The 19,147-nt window shown below is 48.8% G+C and carries 19 protein-coding genes; 8 read left to right on the top strand and 11 right to left on the bottom strand.

The features are described from left to right. Window positions 1-39 precede the first annotated feature (39 nt). The 3 genes from artQ to WG89_RS22200 are packed head-to-tail and all read left to right on the top strand — an operon-like array spanning window position 40 to window position 2,142. Complete coding sequence (artQ, locus tag WG89_RS22210) at window positions 40-702, top strand: arginine ABC transporter permease ArtQ (protein ID WP_062269898.1); 663 nt, start codon at window positions 40-42, stop codon at window positions 700-702. Further along, window positions 699-1,379 carry an arginine ABC transporter permease ArtM gene (gene artM / locus WG89_RS22205; protein ID WP_245662957.1) on the top strand — a complete coding sequence of 227 codons (681 nt, stop codon included), beginning with the start codon at window positions 699-701 and terminating at the stop codon, window positions 1,377-1,379. Before artQ ends, artM begins: the two co-directional genes overlap by 4 nt. A gap of 49 nt (window positions 1,380-1,428) precedes the next feature. Further along, complete coding sequence (locus WG89_RS22200; RefSeq protein ID WP_153301755.1) at window positions 1,429-2,142, top strand: HD domain-containing protein; 714 nt, start codon at window positions 1,429-1,431, stop codon at window positions 2,140-2,142. On the opposite strand, the gene WG89_RS22195 is transcribed toward WG89_RS22200, so the two are convergent. Continuing rightward, entirely contained in the window at window positions 2,116-2,721 is a 606-nt protein-coding gene (locus WG89_RS22195; RefSeq protein WP_062269908.1) for a TetR/AcrR family transcriptional regulator, read from the bottom strand. The genes WG89_RS22200 and WG89_RS22195 overlap by 27 nt on opposite strands. A 135-nt stretch (window positions 2,722-2,856) precedes the next feature. Here WG89_RS22195 and WG89_RS22190 point away from each other — a divergent pair, with 135 nt between their 5' ends. Next, window positions 2,857-4,902, top strand: a complete 2,046-nt coding sequence (locus WG89_RS22190; RefSeq protein ID WP_062269896.1) for an NADPH-dependent 2,4-dienoyl-CoA reductase — start codon at window positions 2,857-2,859, stop codon at window positions 4,900-4,902. Window positions 4,903-4,959: 57 nt separating this feature from the next. Here the strand turns inward: WG89_RS22190 and WG89_RS22185 are convergent, their stop codons facing one another. From WG89_RS22185 to WG89_RS22140, 10 genes are all read right to left on the bottom strand, one after another. Beyond that, the gene (locus WG89_RS22185) at window positions 4,960-6,243 is read right to left on the bottom strand and encodes a hypothetical protein (RefSeq protein ID WP_172806890.1); all 1,284 of its coding nucleotides are present in this window, start codon (window positions 6,241-6,243) and stop codon (window positions 4,960-4,962) included. A 101-nt stretch (window positions 6,244-6,344) separates the two neighbouring features. Next, on the bottom strand, window positions 6,345-7,493 hold the full coding sequence (locus WG89_RS22180; protein WP_062269894.1) for a BUD32 family EKC/KEOPS complex subunit: 1,149 nt from the start codon (window positions 7,491-7,493) through the stop codon (window positions 6,345-6,347). Window positions 7,494-7,638: 145 nt separating this feature from the next. Beyond that, window positions 7,639-7,998: a hypothetical protein gene (locus tag WG89_RS22175; RefSeq protein ID WP_062269893.1), complete on the bottom strand. Its 360-nt coding sequence runs from the start codon at window positions 7,996-7,998 to the stop codon at window positions 7,639-7,641. Between the two features lie 209 nt (window positions 7,999-8,207). Beyond that, complete coding sequence (locus WG89_RS22170; protein WP_062269892.1) at window positions 8,208-10,136, bottom strand: DNA topoisomerase III; 1,929 nt, start codon at window positions 10,134-10,136, stop codon at window positions 8,208-8,210. Window positions 10,137-10,340: 204 nt separating this feature from the next. Next, window positions 10,341-11,177 (bottom strand): DUF6999 family protein, encoded by an 837-nt coding sequence (locus WG89_RS22165; protein ID WP_062269891.1) that lies wholly within the window; start codon window positions 11,175-11,177, stop codon window positions 10,341-10,343. Then, window positions 11,170-11,874: a hypothetical protein gene (locus WG89_RS22160; RefSeq protein ID WP_062269890.1), complete on the bottom strand. Its 705-nt coding sequence runs from the start codon at window positions 11,872-11,874 to the stop codon at window positions 11,170-11,172. The genes WG89_RS22165 and WG89_RS22160 overlap by 8 nt, the downstream gene beginning before the upstream one ends. Then, a complete protein-coding gene (locus tag WG89_RS22155; RefSeq protein ID WP_062269889.1) occupies window positions 11,871-12,989 on the bottom strand; it encodes a beta-ketoacyl-ACP synthase III in 1,119 nt (372 codons plus the stop codon). Before WG89_RS22155 ends, WG89_RS22160 begins: the two co-directional genes overlap by 4 nt. 16 nt (window positions 12,990-13,005) lie before the next feature. Beyond that, window positions 13,006-13,560 carry a hypothetical protein gene (locus WG89_RS22150; protein ID WP_062269888.1) on the bottom strand — a complete coding sequence of 185 codons (555 nt, stop codon included), beginning with the start codon at window positions 13,558-13,560 and terminating at the stop codon, window positions 13,006-13,008. 162 nt (window positions 13,561-13,722) lie between these two features. Further along, window positions 13,723-14,328, bottom strand: a complete 606-nt coding sequence (locus tag WG89_RS22145) for a hypothetical protein (RefSeq protein WP_153301754.1) — start codon at window positions 14,326-14,328, stop codon at window positions 13,723-13,725. Further along, on the bottom strand, window positions 14,231-14,833 hold the full coding sequence (locus WG89_RS22140; RefSeq protein ID WP_062269886.1) for a GNAT family N-acetyltransferase: 603 nt from the start codon (window positions 14,831-14,833) through the stop codon (window positions 14,231-14,233). The genes WG89_RS22145 and WG89_RS22140 overlap by 98 nt, the downstream gene beginning before the upstream one ends. Before the next feature lie 71 nt (window positions 14,834-14,904). On the opposite strand from WG89_RS22140, the gene WG89_RS31315 reads away from it, so the two are divergent. From WG89_RS31315 to WG89_RS32995, 4 genes are all read left to right on the top strand, one after another. Beyond that, on the top strand, window positions 14,905-15,765 hold the full coding sequence (locus WG89_RS31315; RefSeq protein WP_062269885.1) for a hypothetical protein: 861 nt from the start codon (window positions 14,905-14,907) through the stop codon (window positions 15,763-15,765). Then, window positions 15,749-17,197: a dGTPase gene (gene dgt, locus WG89_RS22130; protein WP_172806889.1), complete on the top strand. Its 1,449-nt coding sequence runs from the start codon at window positions 15,749-15,751 to the stop codon at window positions 17,195-17,197. The genes WG89_RS31315 and dgt overlap by 17 nt, the downstream gene beginning before the upstream one ends. A gap of 143 nt (window positions 17,198-17,340) precedes the next feature. Further along, window positions 17,341-18,207: an aldo/keto reductase family protein gene (locus WG89_RS22125; RefSeq protein WP_062269883.1), complete on the top strand. Its 867-nt coding sequence runs from the start codon at window positions 17,341-17,343 to the stop codon at window positions 18,205-18,207. Between the two features lie 787 nt (window positions 18,208-18,994). Continuing rightward, window positions 18,995-19,147, top strand: a 153-nt coding sequence (locus WG89_RS32995; RefSeq protein ID WP_172806888.1) for a transposase zinc-binding domain-containing protein, incomplete at its 3' end; no start/stop codon positions are given.

The following is a 19,147-nucleotide window of genomic DNA, read 5'->3' as shown; positions in this document are numbered from 1 at the left end:
CGACTGCAGCCTCCTATCGACTGACTGACCGTAGTTTCCATGCTTGAACTCTTTTTCAATGCAACGCTGATGACGCTTGGACTGGCACTCTCTTCACTGCTGCTGGGACTGGTTTTGGCTACCCTGCTGGCACTGGGTGAGCTGAGTCGCTTCCGATTGCTTAGATACCTGACCGTTGCCTGGGTCACCGTGGTAAGAGGATTGCCTGAGATACTGGTGGTCTTCTTTATCTATTTTGGTGCGACACACTTGTTGTTCCTGTTAACCGATGAATTTGTCGAAATCAGCCCATTCACAGCCGGTACCGTGGCGCTTTCCCTGATTTATTCCGCCTATGCCAGCCAGACGCTCCGCGGTGCTTTTATGGCTGTTCCCAGTGGTCAGACCGAAGCAGCGAAAGCCCTGGGGATAGGTAGTGCTCGTTGTTTCTACCGGGTGATTTTGCCTCAGGCCTGGAGGCATGCTCTGCCCGGACTCGGCAACCAATGGCTCGTTCTTCTGAAAGATACCGCTCTGGTGGCGCTGATTGGTGTCACTGATCTATTACGTCAGGCCCAACTGGTGTCTTCCCAGACTTATGAACCCTTTACCTGGTACGCAACGGCGGGTGCCGTTTACCTGGTGATCACCCTGATCAGTCAGCACTGTCTGGATAAAATGAAGCAGAAAACCAGTCAACACATCAGGACGGTGAATGTATGACGCTGGAATCCATGTACGAATACCTGCCCCAGCTTCTTAAAGGTCTGCAGACCACTCTGGAGCTGACCTTTGCCAGTCTGTTCACAGGCCTGATACTGGCGCTGCTGTTTACATTAGTTTTGTCCCTGCGCTTTAAACCCCTGGAATGGCTGGTCAAACTACAGATTTTGCTGTTTACCGGCACACCTTTGCTGGTTCAGATTTTCCTGATCTACTATGGACCGGCGCAATTTCCTATCCTGCAGGAAACGGCCCTTTGGTCTCTGCTCAGCGAGCCCTGGTTTTGTGCCATGCTGGCCCTGGCTCTAAACAGTGCAGCCTATTCAACACAACTGTTCAAAGGTGCTATTGATGCTGTTTCCGCCGGAGAGTGGGAAGCTGCTATGGCATTGGGCATGACACGACAGCAGGCGCTGACCCGGATCATTCTGCCCCACGCCATTCGTCGTGCACTGCCTGCCTATGGCAACGAGATGATTCTGGTCATGAAAGGTACATCTCTGGCCAGCACCATCACCTTGATGGATCTTATGGGCTATGCCGCTCGTCTCAACGCTCAAACGTACGACACTCTTACTGTTTTCTCACTGGCTGGCGTTATTTACCTGACTCTGACCGGAATCCTGACTCTGGTGGTTAGATTCATCGAACGAAAAGCCCTGGCATTTTCCAACTAAACTGAAATGATTTACCACCGGCCTTCGGGCAGGAAGGAATCAGGAAACCGTGTCCAGACGCTTTCTCATTTTTATAAGTGCCTTGCTGATCACCAAGGTACTTATATTCTTCCCCTTGATCAGTGAGGCTGAAAGTCCTCTACAACCTTGCCGACACTTCCCCCATAAGGAATATGGATCAGAGCGCAAAGTGATGTGGGAATGCCTTAGAGATATTCAGATAAAAGCCAGCCTCTTCTATTTGAAGCAGGACCCGTACCACAACCTGAAGCATGGAGAGCGGGTGGTGAGTTACGCTATGAAAATCAATCAGTCCGAGAAGGGTAACCCGTTTCTGGTAGAGGCCGGAGCCTGGCTGCATCAATACCATGATCACCCGGATCAGCTCAGACAAGTATTGACTGAAACCGGTCTGGAACAGGATGTCAGCGATCAGCTTTTTGAAATTGTCAGGCTGTGCCGGCCCCATCTTATTTCTGAAAGCTCCCCCATTGAAGCCAAGATTGTTTTCGACGCCGATGCTATGGAGTTAATGGGAGCTTATGGGATTTCAAGGGAGCTGGCCTGTAATCTGGAGACCCGAAAACTGCCTTACGATCACGCCTTAACAGCCACCCGCAAAGTGCAAAGTCTTTTTGAAAAAAAACTGATGACCGCCACAGGTCGAGCCATGGCCAGAAGTGATATCCGTACTGCTCATCAGTTCTGGAAAAATCTTGATGAGTCCGAGTCCATCTCATCGGCGCATGTTCTGAACCAGTAACCTGGCGGCCACATCGCACATGCTATTGATAGATTCTTTGTCGAGATAGACACCGTCATTCAACAAACGACTCAGGCCATGCAAACTGCCCCAGGTCACCTGAGCCACCCTTAAAGCATCCTGCCCATGACTGAACTGATCACCCTGAAGGCACTTTTTAACAAACTCGGCATAGCGCTCAAAGGCTTCAAATGAAATCTTCCTGAGCGACTCGGTGGGTTGTCCGTTCTTCCATATAGGTCGGCCAAACATCAGGTCATACTGTTCAGCATGGTTTCGGGCAAAATCAATATAGGCATGGGAAAAGGCCCGAAACCAGGCCTCAAGATCTTCTGGGACTTCATTGAGTCGGCTTCCCATCTGATCATACCAGTGACTGAAACCCTGCTCCGCTATGGCACAGAGCAACTCATTCTTATCCTTGAAATGGTGGTAAGCCGCCGTGCGAGAAACACCAACACACTCAGCCAGACCCCGCATGGACAACTTTTCGATCCCGGAATCGGCAATCATTCGGGTGGCCTCATTGATCAGGCTCTGTCGTAAGTCTCCGTGATGGTAGTTTTTTTTGGCCGGCATACTTTCACTCAATAACGAATGGAAAATCTTGTTTTCAATCTTGACAGTGTCAACATACACCCTTATCTTGACACTGTCCAGATAACATAATTACAAAGACCCTTTGCTTAAAAAGAACATGATGAGGACCTGTCAATGACCACTGCCGCCCGCAGCTCTGAACCCCATAAGCTGTACCCTCACCTGCTGGAGCCACTGGATCTGGGCTTCACACAGTTAAAAAACCGGGTACTGATGGGCTCCATGCACACCAACCTGGAAGAGCATCCGGGTGGCTACGAGCGATTAGCCGCTTACTTTGGTGAGCGAGCCAAAGGCGGTGTCGGCCTGATCGTTACCGGGGGTATTGCTCCCAACCGTGAATCAGGCGGCTTGCCCAATGCGGCTTTGATTAAAACAGAAGAAGAGATCGCTGGTCATAGCCTGGTCACCCAAGCCGTGCATGAAGAAGACGGTAAAATTTGCATGCAGATCCTGCATACGGGTCGCTATGCCTACCACCCTGAAGCTATTGCTCCCAGTGCCTTGCAAGCGCCTATTGCGCCGTTTCCACCCCGTGAACTGACCCCTGAAGAAATTGATGCCCAGATCGAAGACTTTGTGCAGTGCAGTCTGAATGCCCAGAAAGCGGGTTACGATGGCGTTGAAATCATGGGTTCTGAAGGCTACTTCATTAACCAGTTTATTGCCGCTAAAACCAACCATCGCGATGATGACTGGGGTGGCCGTTATGAAAACCGCATTCGCCTGCCCATTGAAGTCATTCGTCGTGTACGTGAAAAAACCGGATCTGACTTCATCATCATCTATCGCTTATCCATGCTGGATCTGGTTGATGGCGGCAGCAGCTGGGATGAGATTGTAGAGCTGGGCAAAGAGATTGAAAGTGCCGGTGCCACCATTATCAATACCGGTATTGGCTGGCATGAAGCTCGTGTGCCCACCATAGCCACCATGGTGCCCCGTGCAGCCTTTACCTGGGTGACGGCCAAAATCAGAAAAGAATTGTCGGTGCCTGTCATCACCTCCAACCGTATCAACATGCCTGAAGTCGCCGAGTCGGTTTTGGCCAGAGGTGATGCTGATATGGTTTCCATGGCACGCCCTCTGCTCGCCGACCCTGAATGGGTGAATAAGGCAGAAGAAGGCCGCAGTGACGAAATCAACACCTGCATCGCCTGCAACCAGGCATGTCTGGACCATGTCTTCGAACTCAAGCTGGTGAGCTGTCTGGTTAACCCAAGAGCCTGCCATGAAACAGAACTGAACTACCTGCCAACAGACACTCCGAAAAAACTGGCTGTTGTGGGTGCAGGCCCAGCCGGTCTGTCCTTTGCGACAACCGCCGCCTACCGAGGTCATTATGTCACACTGTTTGAAGCTTCCGACAAAATTGGCGGTCAATTCAATATCGCCAAGAAAGTCCCCGGCAAAGAAGAATTCAATGAAACTCTGCGTTACTTCCAGCGTCAGGTTGAACTGACCGGCGTGAAGCTGAAACTCAACACCCGGGCAACTGTAGAAGAACTGGAAAACAGTGACTTTGATGAAGTCATTGTTGCCACAGGTGTTATGCCTCGCTCACCTGCCATTGAAGGTCTGGATCATCCAAAAGTTCTGAACTATCTCGATGTCTTCAAAGGCGCCGAAGTCGGTAAAACGGTGGCAGTGATTGGTGCCGGTGGCATCGGTTTTGACCTGAGTGAATTTATCACCCAGAAAGGTCCTTCCCACAGTCTGGATGTAGAAGCGTTCATGAAAGACTGGGGCGTCGACATGAGCCTTAGCCACCGGGGTGGTCTGGTGGCAGCCACTCAGGAAGAAGAAAGCAGTCGCGAAGTTTATCTGCTGCAGCGCAAAAAGAGCAAACCTGGCGCAGGTTTGGGTAAAACCACCGGCTGGATTCACAGAACTGAAATGGTCAAACGTGGCGTAAAAATGGTGCCTTCCTGCGAATACCATAAGGTAGACGATAAGGGTCTCCATTTATCCATCGATGGCGAGCCTACGATTCTGGACGTCGATAATGTAGTAATCTGTGCGGGTCAGGAACCCCTCAGGGAACTCGCTGATGCTATCACAAGCAAGCCAGTTCACCTGATCGGTGGTGCCGATGTAGCGGCTGAACTGGATGCCAAGCGAGCCATTAACCAGGGCGCTCGCCTGGCGGCTGAAATCTGATAGAAAACCTTTGTCTGAAGGCCTCTCTGGAGGCCTTCACTCTTTTAGCAACCGTTTCTAATAGTCAGTCACTTCAGGCAGGTAAATGTAGAGTTTATCATCGTCCTTGCTTGAGCTCTTTGAAGCCTTGTTACTCCTGCTCCAGTGACTTACCTCCCTGAACTCCTGCTTCTCCGGTATTTTCAAAGTGCTGAAATTAATAGCGAACGGTGTAATATCCCGACTCTCACCCTCAGCCCAATGGGCTACTCCGGAATCCGATGATCCATTATTGTTGGCCAGGCTATGACTGTTTTGCACAGAGATCACTTTTTGTTTGCCCTCTGTAGGCCTGAACTTTCCCTGTCGATAATAATACACACGCGTTAACTGTCGTCTTCCTCTTTTGAGGGTAAAGTCTGAAGCAACGTGCGCAGCCAACTTATTTTGTTCAGGATCAAAGTCTTTCTTATTTTCCATGACCGACAGTTCCGGCGCTTCAAGCCAGAACCTGAATTCACTCTCAAATCCTTCCCTGTTCAATGAACGAACCAGCACGGCTACAGGCTCCCCCCCGGGACTGACCACCTTTAAATCTTTCACCAGAAAGTATGTCAGACAGTCCCGCCAAAATGCTTCGAGATCATAGCCCGCCAGAGACATGTTGGTGTGGTCATTTCCGGAAACCACCGCAACCTTTGTCCACCCATGGATAGTCGATACTTCGAAATAAAGAAGATAAGCCAGCTTGTGGGTTTCATCTTTGAGCTGAATACTGCAATACCCTCCCGTTCCTTCAATAACTCCGGGCACAGCTCTTACCGGACTCCTGCCAATAACGGCTATCCCTTCAGAGACCAGCATATAGGGGCTGGACGCTTCCACACCATGATCATACTGTCTGGTAATCCTGCAGCGCTCTTCAGTCTCTTCAGGTTTGAAGTCCCTGCCCAGCAATACCTGACACAGCTCTTTTAGTGACCTCAGTGAACTGACCGGGCGGATGCCGGTAAAAATATAAAGATTGGGGAAGGCTTTATGCTGATTGAACAGATCGGCCACCTGTCCTTTCAATTGTTTGACCCGGTGATCAATCTTTTCCTCCTGGGCCATATCATCCATAGAAAGGTGCCAGCTGAGCATTTTCAGAGAGACATCTTTACTGACTGACTTATTCTGTTTTTTACGCCAATCCCTATCGGCTTTCGAGGCATATTGAATTGAACCATCGTCTATGACCTTTAAGTGATCCACTGGCCCTTTATAGCCATGACGGGTTGTCTTTTTTTCCAGAATATTCCAGATTGCAACGTCCTGATCTGCCTCAGTGTCTGCCCAGACTGTCCCTGACCACAAGAGCACTATTATTAAAGCTGAACCGACCTTCATAATGACCTCTTTTTTATTCTGAGGTCATTGTAGGCGCGAATTCAGCAGGTATCGGAAGCAATGATCAGCGGTAGCTACCAGAGCTTTATAGCAGCCTCAAGCACTTTTATTTCTTTCCTCAAACTTTCTCTGGCGTCTTCTGGCCATTCCCCCACATAGGCAGAAAGAAAGCCTTCAGAATCCAGACCATATCGTTTGATATCTTCAAACAGTCTTTGTAAATCAGCCCTGATTGCTGAGGGCTCAAGAACGGAAACCGAGAGCCCAATAGTATCAATCAATGAAAATCCGGATTTGCCATCGTAAAAAACATTCTTGAAGTTAAGGTCATGATGCACCGCTCTGGACAGGGTCGAAAGACCTTCCATTTTCGAGGTTCTGTGACGCAGATGAAACCTGGCCAGGGTCTGGCCCAAGGCAGAGAACAAGGCATCAATGTCAATCTTGCTCAATGGTTTACGGGACTCTAAGACCCAGTCTCCCATAGAACGGCCACTTACGGCTTTAAACAGGGAGTGCATTCGCCCTCCAACCAATCCGCTCCACTCATCAAAACCGAAAGAAACGGGTTCTTCCTCAGGCACAAAATAGCATTCGGCCACTTTCAACATAGGGGCAATCATAAAGCCAGTGCTGACATAGCCTTTCAGAATAAACTGCTGACTATCGATGTGTATCGAGTTCAGTGAAAACACCGAAGGGTAGTGAGCCAGAGCGTCCACCGCCTCACCTTCATCCATCGTTTCAGCCGCCATCTGGAACACCCCGTAATGCACTGGAAGTTCCTGCCACTGAGTGGCGTTGTTCCCGGGCGAGCGCCAGTTGAAGTAGTCAGATAAAGCTATTTGCCAGTTATTGCAGGCCATTGTCGCAGGCTGCATGACTCCCGTTTCTCTCAATAGTTTCACCGCTTCTGTGCGGTTCTTACTGGAAATCAGAGACTGGCAGAAGTCACTGTTCAGGGTGGGTTTCCAAAGTTCGAAAGGATGGATATTGCACGTCCCTTCATCGCCGGGTACAGAACTATCGGGAGTCCCGGGCCATGAAAAATAGGAAACGACAGACGCAAAAAGAGCAGCCAAAGGTGCCAGATATCTGGTAGAGCTACTGCATGATCCTGTCTGACACTGATCTGAAGAAAACGAATCTGGTGCCTGCAGGAAGAGCATCAGAGCTAACAGGGCGGGAAATAGCTGCCTGTTGAGAAGGCGGTACTGCAACATGGAAAGTTCCTGAATCAAGGTATAGAACTCTATGACCGGTATTTGGCCATAGAGTTCGATCCTGTCAGGAAATAACCTTATTAATTCAGCAGAAACAGAACTGAATCAGGTCAGCAAGCCATACGCAGCGAAGGAAGCAGATCGCTTAGATTTTGGCTTCTTCATTCTTTTTTTCTGCCTCAACTTCTTTATCTTCAGGCAGACTGTCGTCGATTGCAGGCTTGTCTATTGAACAGCTCCAGCCCCAGCTTTCCTGTTTTTTCACAAACTCGGCAGCCTTGTCTTCACAGTAACCTTTGGTATAACTGGCATTCCAGAGTGTTTCTTCCTGCCCATCTTTCGTGTATCGAACTTCACAAGGCACACTGGATTCACGCTGGAGATACATGACGTCGATCTTGCGCTCCTGCTTGCCGTAAGAACAGGTATAAGAATAATTATCCGAAGCGGATGCCAGTCCGGTCATGCCCAGCCCAACCAGAATGGCCAGAGAAGCTTTATACATGGGGGGAATAGTCCTGTTTGAAATGATGTTCATCCACCGCCAGAAGCGTTGCCAGAGTAGACCAGGCGCTCATGACTGCAGGAAGTCAGAAAAACCAGGATCACACTCTAACACAGCCTAAAGCAGAAACCGAAGATTCAAGAATGGAACTGAACTCTCTCTGGGGAAAAATGTGAGCAAAGGTTTATTTTTTAATCATTCTTTCCGAATCAGGAAGCCTTGCCAGTGGTTTTCCTTCGACGCCCTCGCTTCTTGAAGCGTGACTTAGATACCGGAGGCAAACCCTGCACATTGATGGTTCCTGACTGTCCTGCCTGCTGCAACAACTGAGACAGAGTCTGCTCCAGGTTCGTCATGAACGACTGGTAGGAACCTTGTCTTTCTACAATCTGATTCAAAGCCGCTTCCCATTGAGCCGTCATATCGGGCTGACTCACCGGCTCCGGTAAAGCATTAATCAAAGCCTTACCCGTTTCTGTGGCATGAATATTTTTTCCCTGTCGGGTCAGATATTTTCGATTGAACAATAACTCCAGAATGCCTGCCCGTGTTGCTTCTGTCCCCAGACCGTCGGTTTCTTTCAGCACCTTTCTGATCTCTGCATCTTTGACATAACGGGCAATACCCGTCATGGCTGACAACAACGTGGCGTCTGTAAAAGGTTTGGGAGGTTGTGTCTGCTTTTCTGCCAACTCGGCTTCTTTGCACAACAGCGAATCACCGACCTTCATCTCCGGTAACCTCTGACTGTCGTCTTTATCGGCTGAAGATGACGACTTACGGGGAAACAACGCCTTCCATCCCTCTTCCATTACTTCTCGACTGCTGGCCGTGAACAATCCGCCTTCAATAATGACCTGAACCTTTCTGGCCAAAAACCGGTGATCCGGGTAGAACTGAGCAACATATTGTCGGGCGATCAGGCTGTATAACTTGCGCTCCCGCTCTCCCATTTTGTAGAGATCGGCTCGTCTTGTTGTCGGAATGATGGCATGGTGAGCCCCCACCTTGCTGTCATTCCAGGCTTTACTTTTTCTGTCAGGKAAAGCTCCGTCAACCGCATTAGCCAGCTTTTCATCGTTACTCCGGATGGCTCCCAAGACTTCAGGAGCCTCTTTTAAATGCTCCACCGGAAGATAGCGACAATCCGATCTGGGGTAAGTCACCAGCTTTTGTTCATAGAGTTTCTGGCAAACATCCAGTACTTCTTTGGCGCTCATCCTCAACTGTTTGGCGGCATCAATCTGCAAAGCGGACAAGGAGTAAGGTAATGGCGGCGACTCTTTACCGGGCTTCTTATCCAGTTTGCTGACTTTTCCCTGCTTGCCCTGAATTCGACTGACTACGTTTTCAGCAAGACGCCGATCCAGTACACGACCTTCATCATCCATCCAGGGCTGACAGGCTTCACTGGGCTGCCATTTGGCCTTAAAACACTCGCCCTGATCCGTCACCAGCAGAGCAAACACCTCAAAATAAGGTTTGGGCTGAAAGTTGTTAATCTCTTCGTCTCTGCGAACCACCAGACCCAGCACTGGTGTCTGAACCCTTCCCACTGAAAGCAGACCACCATAACCCGCTTTTCTACCCAGTACGGTGTAGGCTCGGGTTAAGTTAATGCCGTAGAGCCAATCCGCACGGGAGCGGGCAAGAGCAGAAACAGAAAGCGGCACATAATCAGAATTATTTTGCATTCGATCAAAAGCTTTCTTGACCGCAGAGCCGTTCAAGTCGTTTACCAGAAGACGACGGACGTTTTTCTTGCGGGTTTGGGAGAGCTTGAGGTAGTCCAGCACTTCATCCACCAGTAACTGCCCTTCCCTGTCCGGGTCGCCGGCATGAACAATCACATCGGCCGTCTTCAGCAGCTTGCGAATTACCGTCAGCTGGGAGCGGGTGTTTTTCCGGGGTTGCAGTTGCCACTGTTGAGGAATAATGGGCAAATGCTCAAAGCGCCATTGCTTGAAAGCAGGATCATAATTTTCAGGCTCAACCTGCTCCAGCAGGTGACCTATACACCAGGTGACAACATCACCTGAAGCGGTCTCAATATAGCCGTCTTGTCGTTTATGAGGCCGGGGCAGGACATCAGCAATCGCTCGGCCCAGGCTCGGTTTTTCAGCAATGATTAATCGCATTCGGTGAAAATAACATCCATAAAATCAAAGTAGGATTATAGGACTATGATACCGCTCTCTCCGGATTGTGCCATGGACAGAGACCAAGAACTCGCTTTCACCCTCATGCTGAGTACCAGTAATACCCGATACCGTTCGCACTGAGCCTGTCGAAGTGCATCACCAATATCCTTCGACAAGCTCAGGATGAACGGAGTATGTCAATTAATCACGGTGCTCTTTTCGAACGGCTTCCAAGGTCGCATAGAGATACTCAGTAAAGAAGCCGTGCATTAAAAACCTTTGGCTCAGGTTCCACGGCCCCACCAGATAATGAGGGTGCTTATTATAGGCGGTTTCGGTTAGATGGGGCTGGCCAATCAATTGTGAAACCCTGATGGCGATAGACTGATCCAGGTTAAATCCATTAATAGCGTCCCGATACTCCTCTCGGGTCAGCAGCAGACAGAACAGACACATAAACAACGAATGCGCACTCTCAAAATCAAGTACCTGAGTCTTTTTAGGCTTGATTTGAAACTCATCCATATCGATTGGTTGCCAGTTTTCCCAGGACAGCTTATCAATAGCCACCGGATCATTCTTATGCTGCCAGCAGCCCATGTCGGCAAACAGCCTGAACAGTTCCTGGTCGTGCTCTACAAAGCTGTCTCGCATCATATCCGCAATGCGTTTGGGATAGAGCTTCAACGGTTGATCAATCTCTTTTCCGCTATTCGCCGCCAGAAAATTCAAAATGTTCGACTCGGTGGCAAAATGGCGAAGGATCAACAGATTCGCTTCATGGCTGACAAAGTGTGTGCAGAACCAACAGATCAGCTTTTGTAATAACTCATGGGCACTGAACTGAGGCAAAGGCAGTCGTTTCAGAAACCAGACCAGATGCAGCAGGATGGCAAAAAAGAATTGCAGAAGCGGGCGCAATACCCAACGAAAAGGATTATCCAGATCCTTCAGCCAGAGCTTAACCGCGTCTTCCTCTATCTCCAGAGAATTATCATGGCGAATGGCCTCAATATAAGGACTATACCGGTTACTCATAGTCCACCTCTTCAAGTTGCATACTATAAAGTCTGGCTACAACCGTCGCTGTACGGACAATAGCCTTGCGATCCGATTTTGTCTTGCAGACCCGATCGATCAAGGAGTAGAGCTTATCCATATGCTCAGAGTCATTCTCACCGTGATACCTCATGAACCGGGTACATCTTTGACGATTTGAACCAGGGTTACTCTCTTCCTTCAGCATGGATTCAATCCGTTCAGACCAGCCAGTCGCCATCTTCTGGCCCAGCCCTTCAATAATCCACATGGCTCCGATCAGATCGATCGGATTAGGTTGTGTGGCCCGGTACATCAAAAAGCCATGCAATGCTTCAGAACCCGGATTTCTGTCAGCCTCCTGAATGTCTGAAAGAACACCGCCTGCTGCCACATAATCTTCTTCCAGCAGCAGATAATCACGATGTTCATCCCTGGCATGGGCAATCACTTCTGAGCGAACATCACTGAATTCCCGGTCAAAGCTTGATGCACAACGGGTAATCCATCGGGAGCCTTCAATCACCTGCTGCCTGATGTTCAGGAGTAACTTGCGATAATCTTCAACAGTAAAAAGATCTCGCTCCAGCTTTTGAATGAGAGGCACCCGGCTCAGGCTTCTCTCGAAGTCGAACCAGACTCGCATTAATGCCTGCAGACACTGCTGACCTTCTTCTGTGAGTACTTTCTCGGTCATGAACTCTCCCCCACTACTGTCAGCTTCATATACACGTTATTAAAGCGGCCACTCTCTGGCACCATGCAAAGAAGGGTATCGTCCTCTTCGTAGGATTGGGTCCGGCGAAATTCATCCAGCATGATAAAGATTGAAGCGCAGCCCGTATTGCCTCTTGTATACAGGTTTGTGTACCACTTTTCTTCAGGAATCATCGCACCGGCCATCGTCAGTATTTCAAAAATCTTGTTACGAAAGTGGTGGGATGAATAGTGGCAGAGAACATGATCAACTTCGTCTTTCTGGATAAAACCTTTGTCCAGTAATCTCAGGTAGCCATCAGCCCCCAGCTTGACGATATTTTCCAAAAGCCGGACATCCTGTCGTATCAACAGGCAGCCTGCTGCTTCCGCTTCAGCGTAAGTGGCATAATCCTGCCATGTTCGTGTATCTGAAGAATCCAGTGGACTGCCCACTGACATGCAAGTCGGGTAAGAGTCTGCATGGGAGAAGCTCTTGATCCATTCAATTTTAAAGCTCTGCTTTCTCGGCTTATTTTCCAGCAATAATGCCCCTGCACCATCGGACAGCATCCAACGCAAGAACTCCGCATTAAAATCAATTGCCCCTGATCCCTGGATAGCTTCATAACGACTGGCTTTAAACAAACGGGAAGCCAGCTCACTGGCAATCACCAGGGCATTACTGTGCTCCCCTTCTTTCAAATGCAGATAGGCCGTTTTTAAAGCCATCATACTGCTGGAACAAATACCGTGACTGCTGAAAAGTTCTACGTCAGGAATTTCCATAGCCGCCTGAACCATACTGCCAAAGCCTGGTAATACCAGATCGCCCTGACTGGTTGCGCAGGACAAAAGCGAGATATCCTGTCGGTTCAAATAGCTTTGATCCAGACATTCAAAACCCGCCCTGGCGGCCATGCCACTGTTGCTGATTTGGGTTTCGTGAAGTGCGTTTATGGCGTAGTGTCGACGTTGGATGCCATTGGCTTTCAGAATCCGCCGTTTTAATCGACTGGGTTTTCCATGAACATAACCCAGAACTTCTTCAACCGTCTCATTATCGATCGGGTCACCGGGCAAATAATGCCCGGTACTGTTTATATAAACGTCCATTTAACTCGATTCCTGATTACTTCAATGCCTGCTTGAGGCAACGCAAGTTTTCTTCAATATACGGGAATATGCAAAGCACACTCATTGCCAGTAAATAATAGGCAAGATAACTGTCTCCACCATGGGCATATTCCATGGGGACAAATTGTATCTGTCCCTGCCAGTTCAAGGTAATGAAACTAAAGAAGGCCTCCCAGTTAATCACTATGATCATGATCATCATATAAAAAGGCAGTGTCGCCAGATAACTGTGGGCATGCATTTCCCAGATACTGATCTTGCGCCTCGTCGATGCATAGTGCACATCCCAGTGAGCCACCAGTTCATGCAAAATCCAGGTCAGAATACAAATCATTAAAATCAGCACATTGACTCTGAATAGCAGGCATAAAAGTATCGGAATCCCAATTTGAATACCCATCAGGCTGTGCATCAAGGATTCTTTAAAACCTGAAGTTATTTCTATTTTTGTCGCCCGGTGGCAACACCAGTCAACGAATCCTGCAATGCCCCAAAGGGGAAGCATGATGTAGAGAAGAATATTGATGAGTAGTTGGGATGTATCAATCATTATTATAAAGTGAGCTCTATAGTCATCGTAATCATGCCAGACCTACTCCAAACTTAGAATCTAAACACCATGGGATGAGTTCTTATTTTTCGAAATGAATTCAGTACCTACCACTTTGATCTGGACTATTTGTTTGTATAACTGAAAACAGTTTCAAAGTAATTAATCGCATTCGTCGCAATAGATATCCATCAGACCCAACATGGAACCGGAATCAGTGCCATCCCACCGGGTTATGGTAAATTTATTTCTGACTGTGTCATAGACCAGCTGAATAAAATGGCCACCCACAGAGAATACAAAAAATACCGCCTTTGTAGGACCTGCCAGCCATTGATAAGCTCCCGACAGCCAGCAGAACATACCTGCGAGAAAAGCACTGGCCGCCAGCTTATCCAGGCTGATCATCGACAACAACGCGCTCGCCAGCAAGCCTGTCCATTCTAACCCACCCACAACATAAAAAGAGGTATACAGAGTAACCAGTGCAGTCCCGACAATCACTACAGCAACTCCCTGATACTCCATACCGCAGGATCGAGCCAGCGTTGATATATCGGGCTGTTCCAAAAGCTCATCCAGACAGATTAACGATTCGTTTTCGGCACAATTCAGTCCTGGTGTATGGGAAAGCACCACCGCTCTCTGACCCACAGGTAATGTATCAGCCTTAACGGTCAGCAGCGGGATGATCAACAAAAGACAAAGCCCGGCTCTGATCAGGCCGCCATTCCCGCCCCAATACTTTGAAAAGATGTTTCCAGACACGGCTGTCTTCCTCATTTTCTACCACCGGTAGAAAACCGTAGTCCAGATAAAGCTTAATGCCTTTCACACTTCTGGGCTGAGTGGTCAGCCAGTACTCGGTATGAAACTGCTGGAGCGTATCAAGAGTGGCCTCCAACAAAGGACGAATCAGCCCTCTGCCCTGATAGCGGGGTTTCATGGCTACAAAGTGCAAACGTCCCAGCTGCTTTTGCTGCGGGTGAAACCAGGATGTAGCTGAGCCTATTACTTCATCTTCGTTATTGCATAAATACAGTACTCGATGACTGACTTCTCTTTCCTCGGCACTGGCAAACTCAAGATCAAAACGTTGGACAGACGCTTCAAGGGACGCAAACTCTCCTGCCTCATGGGCTATTTCAGCCCACTGATGCCGAAAACCTTTTCCAGCCTTTATGATATAAAATCCATCAGGAATACCAGTCTGTCCCAGACTCTGCAGCTGTTTTGACACCATGTGCAAACGATAATCCGGTGCAACGTCCATAACTTCTCCTGTCAGGCACCCGGGAAAAAGTAACTATAATTTTCTGAATTTTCCCTTCGGCCCACCATATTATGATATTCCGTTCCAGATGGCTTTCTGGCATAGCCCTGCTGTTCTGTCTTTACACGACGGCTGCCAGCTCTTCACCCACTTCCCCACTGCTTCGTACTACCTGCCTGGGCACTCAGTACCATGTCCGCCCAGCCTGGGATCAGGACATAGAAAGACTGGTTACGTCACTGCGAAACCAGATTAAAGACGCGCGCCAAAGTCAGAAACGAATTGTCTATATCAGTTTGCCACTGGGCGCCCGCAACGGAGGTGCCCGAGCCTTTAATGAATTTCTTGGCAGAGAGATGAAACAGGCCCTGCTGCACAGGTATCCCAACTCAAGACTGGAAATCATTCTTCCAGGGCAGTACGAAACCGAACTTCGATCCGTTAACGGAGAATCGCCTTCCGGCGGTGAATATCTTTATATGTGGACTCAGGTTCTGATGGGAGAAGACTGCCAGGGAGCCATTGACTGGATTTACTTTATGGATCATCGAGATGTGGCTTCCCTGCTGAATCTGTCAGACAACAACCCTCGCGAGTCGCTGTCTCAACATCTGGATAAACAAGCCTCGAAATTCCCGTCTTTATACCGGGATGTGGCCTGGCAGGAAGAAAGCAGAGAAGCCTTTCTGGATTACTACCTGAACCATTACTCCCCCTACAACAGCAAAGGCGTTCGGGATGAATGGAACATGGTGCAATGGGTAACGGGTTGTTTTCCCAACAAAGCCCGTATCCGACAACATATTGATGGCAGATGGACTCACAAGACTCAACCTCTGCTGGAATGTGGCTATCAGCTGCATGCCGGGCATTGCAAAACTCACCTTCCAACGGTTTCTGCCGACTATGATCAGCATGAACTACCTTACTAAGCTCACCTGCACCCGCCCCAGGGTCAGCTCAGCAGACCCGGATCGGAACCTGCTGACAGAAACCGAAAGTAATCGCGGCCGGATCATTCAGTCTGCCGCCATTCGCAGGTTGCAGCAGAAAACCCAGGTTTACCCTCTGGAAACCAATGCTGCGGTTCGCAGTCGTCTAACCCACTCTCTGGAAGTGCAGCAGACCGGCCGCTTTCTGGCCCAGACCATTCTGCAAAGATTGTCTGAATCCGGTCAGTTACAATCTCTGGGCCTGAACGGACAGGAAACGGCTTTTATCAACCTGGTGGAAATGGCTTGTCTGATGCATGACGTTGGCAACCCGCCCTTTGGCCATTTTGGTGAAGCAGCTATCAGCCGGTGGATGCAGGACAAAGCCCTGACCTGTCATGAAAAAGCCTTCGGGAGTCAGACCCAACAGTCCAAACTGTTGGCATCCACGCTTCTGCCAGATCTTTTCACCTACGAGGGGAATGCCCAGGCCTTAAGAATTATCCATCACCTTCAGGATCTGAACCTGACCTATTCCCAGCTAGCGGCCTTGATGAAGTACACCCGGACGCCTTATCAGCCCAAACCGGATAAAAATTCTGCCGACGCCTACCGCAAGAAAAAGCCGGGCTTTTACTTTTCTGAAGCCAACCTGGTCAAAGATATCTGGCAACATCTAAACATAAAGGAAGGCTGCCGCTTCCCTCTGGTTTACATCATGGAAGCCGCTGACGACATTTCTTACTGCATTGCCGATCTTGAAGACGCCGTGGATAAAGGCATTCTGTCATTCCGTGATTTACGTTTCCGGCTTTACGAAGTCTGGGAAGAGTTCACCGACCATAACGACTACCTGCCCAATATCATGGAGTCGGCCATAAAAAGAGCCGGAAACAACAAGCAAGAGTTTATTGTCCGGCTCAGAACCCGGCTGGTCAGAGATCTGGTGGATTACGCAGCCAAACGTTACCTGCAACAGCACAAGGCAGTTTTTGACGGCACTCTGGATGAACCCCTGATTGATGGTCAGTCCGATCAGCACCTTGCCCTGGACACACTGAAAACCGTAGCCATCCGTTATGTGTTTACCAGTATGGAAAAGGAAACACCGGAACTCAGGGGGTACTCTGCCCTGATGGGGTTGATGGACATCTTTCAGCCCCTGCTGGAATTACCCCGCGAAGAGTTTGCCGGCATTACAGAAAAAGATTCCAGCCGACACTTTATTGAGCAACGCCTTTACCATCGCCTTTCCGGCAAGCATAAAATGGCTTATCACCTGGCAGTGCAATCATTGTCTGAAAGTGACTATTCCCGTGAAGAACAGGATGATCTGGAGTGGTATTACCGGGCAAGATTATTGATTGATTATGTCAGCGGCATGACCGACCACTTTGTGTTGACGGAGTATCAGAGCCTGTCAGCTATCTGACTCTAAACAGTCATAATCAGGCTCTATATCTAAACAGTAAGAGCGGACAAAATAATTTATGGCTGCCATCAACAGGACCGATGGCGAAGCAGAATATTTTTACTATAAAAATAAATATATACCTTTCAGGGAGGGTGAAACCGATGAGCCAACTCAATACAGCCCGATCGACCAGAGACATTAACGGTGTACAGGTTCCCTGCTTTATCTACGGCACAGCCTGGAAAGAAGAAGCCACTCAGGGTCTGGTAGAGAATGCCCTCAGTCAGGGCTTCACAGGAATTGATACAGCCAATCAGCGCAAACATTACTTTGAAGCTGGTGTGGGCCACGGACTTCAGAAAATCTACGAGCAGGGAAAAATAAACCGCGAACAACTCTTCCTGCAGTCCAAGTTTACTTATCAGAGAGGGCAGGATGACCGACTGCCCTACGATCCTGCTGCCAGCCTGACAGAACAGGTGTTTCAATCCTTCCAATCCACACTTGAACACCTGGGAACCGACTACCTGGATGCCTACCTGTTGCATGGTCCCTCACACCGAGAAGGCATTTCAGAAGAAGACCTGGAAGTCTGGATGGAAATGGAAAGGCTGTATCGGGAAGGCCACATCAAACTGCTGGGCGTAGCCAACTTTTCTGCACGCCAGCTCGAAGGGCTGACTCACCATGCCGCCATTCGCCCAAGAATTGTCCAGAACCGTTGCTTTGCCTCAATGGGCTGGGATAGAGAAGTGAGGGCCACCTGCCAGCGACACGACATTATTTACCAGGGTTTCTCGTTACTCACTGCCAACCAGGCCATTCTGAGTCACCCCCAGTTTCAAGCCATCGTCAGTCGAACAGGCTTAACCGCCGCACAGGTTATTTTTCAAGCCGCACACCGAATGGACATGCTGACACTCACCGGCACCTCCAAATCCGATCATATGAACCAGGACCTGCATTGCGACAACGTCGCCTTGACGGATGAAGAGGTTAAGATGATTGAAACTTTGTATATTCAGTAGACGTTGTCCGTTTAGTACTTGTCTGAACCCTCTCAAAACCCGTACGGGCTGAGCCTGTCGAAGCCCTATACCCTTCGACAGCTCTGGGTGAACGGAATCCGCGTCTCCCTCAAAAATGCCTGCAGTCGTTCTAGCTCTATGCCTACCCTTTTTTACAAGTTACTGGCACAATGTCGCTCAATGATTTATGGGTCTAACCCTATCAGCAGGATGCGAATTGAGTTCAGGGACATACGCTCGTTGTTTTTATACAGTCGAAGTCTATGGGCGGTAGCGTGTCTGAAGATTTCTACACTGTGATGTCGCATCCTCACCACACATAGTTCTATGTGCAGCATAGCGCTATACCTCATACCGTTCGCACTGAGCCTGTCGAAGTGCATTTCCAGCATCCTTCTCAAGCTCATGATGAACGGAGTATGTATGGCCATTAACACTGCACTAGCACGAAAGTTACGTAAAAAGAATTCGTTTAAGCAAACTTTGCTTTATTCTGTAACTCACTGAAACTAATAAGCTTTTAGCCATTTTCATCACACGTGCTGCTTAAGCGGAATTTAAAGAAATGATGAAATGCGAACGGGTTGTTAAGTGGCTATAAAGAGGTGAGTTCTCTGTAGCCCTTTAGGATCTATGTATTTAGAAAGTTCGCCTTTCACAATCTACAACTACTTATACGGCTTTATTCCGTATAAACCACTGTTGCACGCGCCCAGCTAGCGCTGGGGGAAGTTAATAACAGGATTGTGTTCTATCTTTGAGAGTTCTTGATCATCCGATGGAACTCATGAACACAACGGTTCAGAAAATATTCAGGCAGGACTTTGAATTCTATAGCAAGAATAAAAAACTGCCACTGCATCAATATAAAGCGGCTAATGATTTCATAAACTGCAGAACGGCCGCTATGGGTGGCCATATACAAGCCTGCCCCGAAGGG

The organism is Endozoicomonas arenosclerae, from assembly GCF_001562015.1.
In the GTDB taxonomy this organism is placed as follows: Bacteria; Pseudomonadota; Gammaproteobacteria; order Pseudomonadales; family Endozoicomonadaceae; genus Endozoicomonas_A; species Endozoicomonas_A arenosclerae.
This window is presented reverse-complemented; position numbering and strand designations above follow the sequence as displayed.

What these genes read in the sequence shown, in the direction of transcription:
- artQ (WP_062269898.1), top strand. Translation starts at nt 40, where the DNA reads ATGCTTGAACTCTTTTTCAATGCAACGCTGATGACGCTTGGACTGGCA.
- artM (WP_245662957.1), top strand. Translation starts at nt 699, where the DNA reads ATGACGCTGGAATCCATGTACGAATACCTGCCCCAGCTTCTTAAAGGT.
- WG89_RS22195 (WP_062269908.1), bottom strand. Translation starts at nt 2,721, where the DNA reads ATGCCGGCCAAAAAAAACTACCATCACGGAGACTTACGACAGAGCCTG.
- WG89_RS22190 (WP_062269896.1), top strand. Translation starts at nt 2,857, where the DNA reads ATGACCACTGCCGCCCGCAGCTCTGAACCCCATAAGCTGTACCCTCAC.
- WG89_RS22180 (WP_062269894.1), bottom strand. Translation starts at nt 7,493, where the DNA reads ATGTTGCAGTACCGCCTTCTCAACAGGCAGCTATTTCCCGCCCTGTTA.
- WG89_RS22175 (WP_062269893.1), bottom strand. Translation starts at nt 7,998, where the DNA reads ATGTATAAAGCTTCTCTGGCCATTCTGGTTGGGCTGGGCATGACCGGA.
- WG89_RS22165 (WP_062269891.1), bottom strand. Translation starts at nt 11,177, where the DNA reads ATGAGTAACCGGTATAGTCCTTATATTGAGGCCATTCGCCATGATAAT.
- WG89_RS22160 (WP_062269890.1), bottom strand. Translation starts at nt 11,874, where the DNA reads ATGACCGAGAAAGTACTCACAGAAGAAGGTCAGCAGTGTCTGCAGGCA.
- WG89_RS22155 (WP_062269889.1), bottom strand. Translation starts at nt 12,989, where the DNA reads ATGGACGTTTATATAAACAGTACCGGGCATTATTTGCCCGGTGACCCG.
- WG89_RS22150 (WP_062269888.1), bottom strand. Translation starts at nt 13,560, where the DNA reads ATGATTGATACATCCCAACTACTCATCAATATTCTTCTCTACATCATG.
- WG89_RS22140 (WP_062269886.1), bottom strand. Translation starts at nt 14,833, where the DNA reads ATGGACGTTGCACCGGATTATCGTTTGCACATGGTGTCAAAACAGCTG.
- WG89_RS31315 (WP_062269885.1), top strand. Translation starts at nt 14,905, where the DNA reads ATGATATTCCGTTCCAGATGGCTTTCTGGCATAGCCCTGCTGTTCTGT.
- dgt (WP_172806889.1), top strand. Translation starts at nt 15,749, where the DNA reads ATGAACTACCTTACTAAGCTCACCTGCACCCGCCCCAGGGTCAGCTCA.
- WG89_RS22125 (WP_062269883.1), top strand. Translation starts at nt 17,341, where the DNA reads ATGAGCCAACTCAATACAGCCCGATCGACCAGAGACATTAACGGTGTA.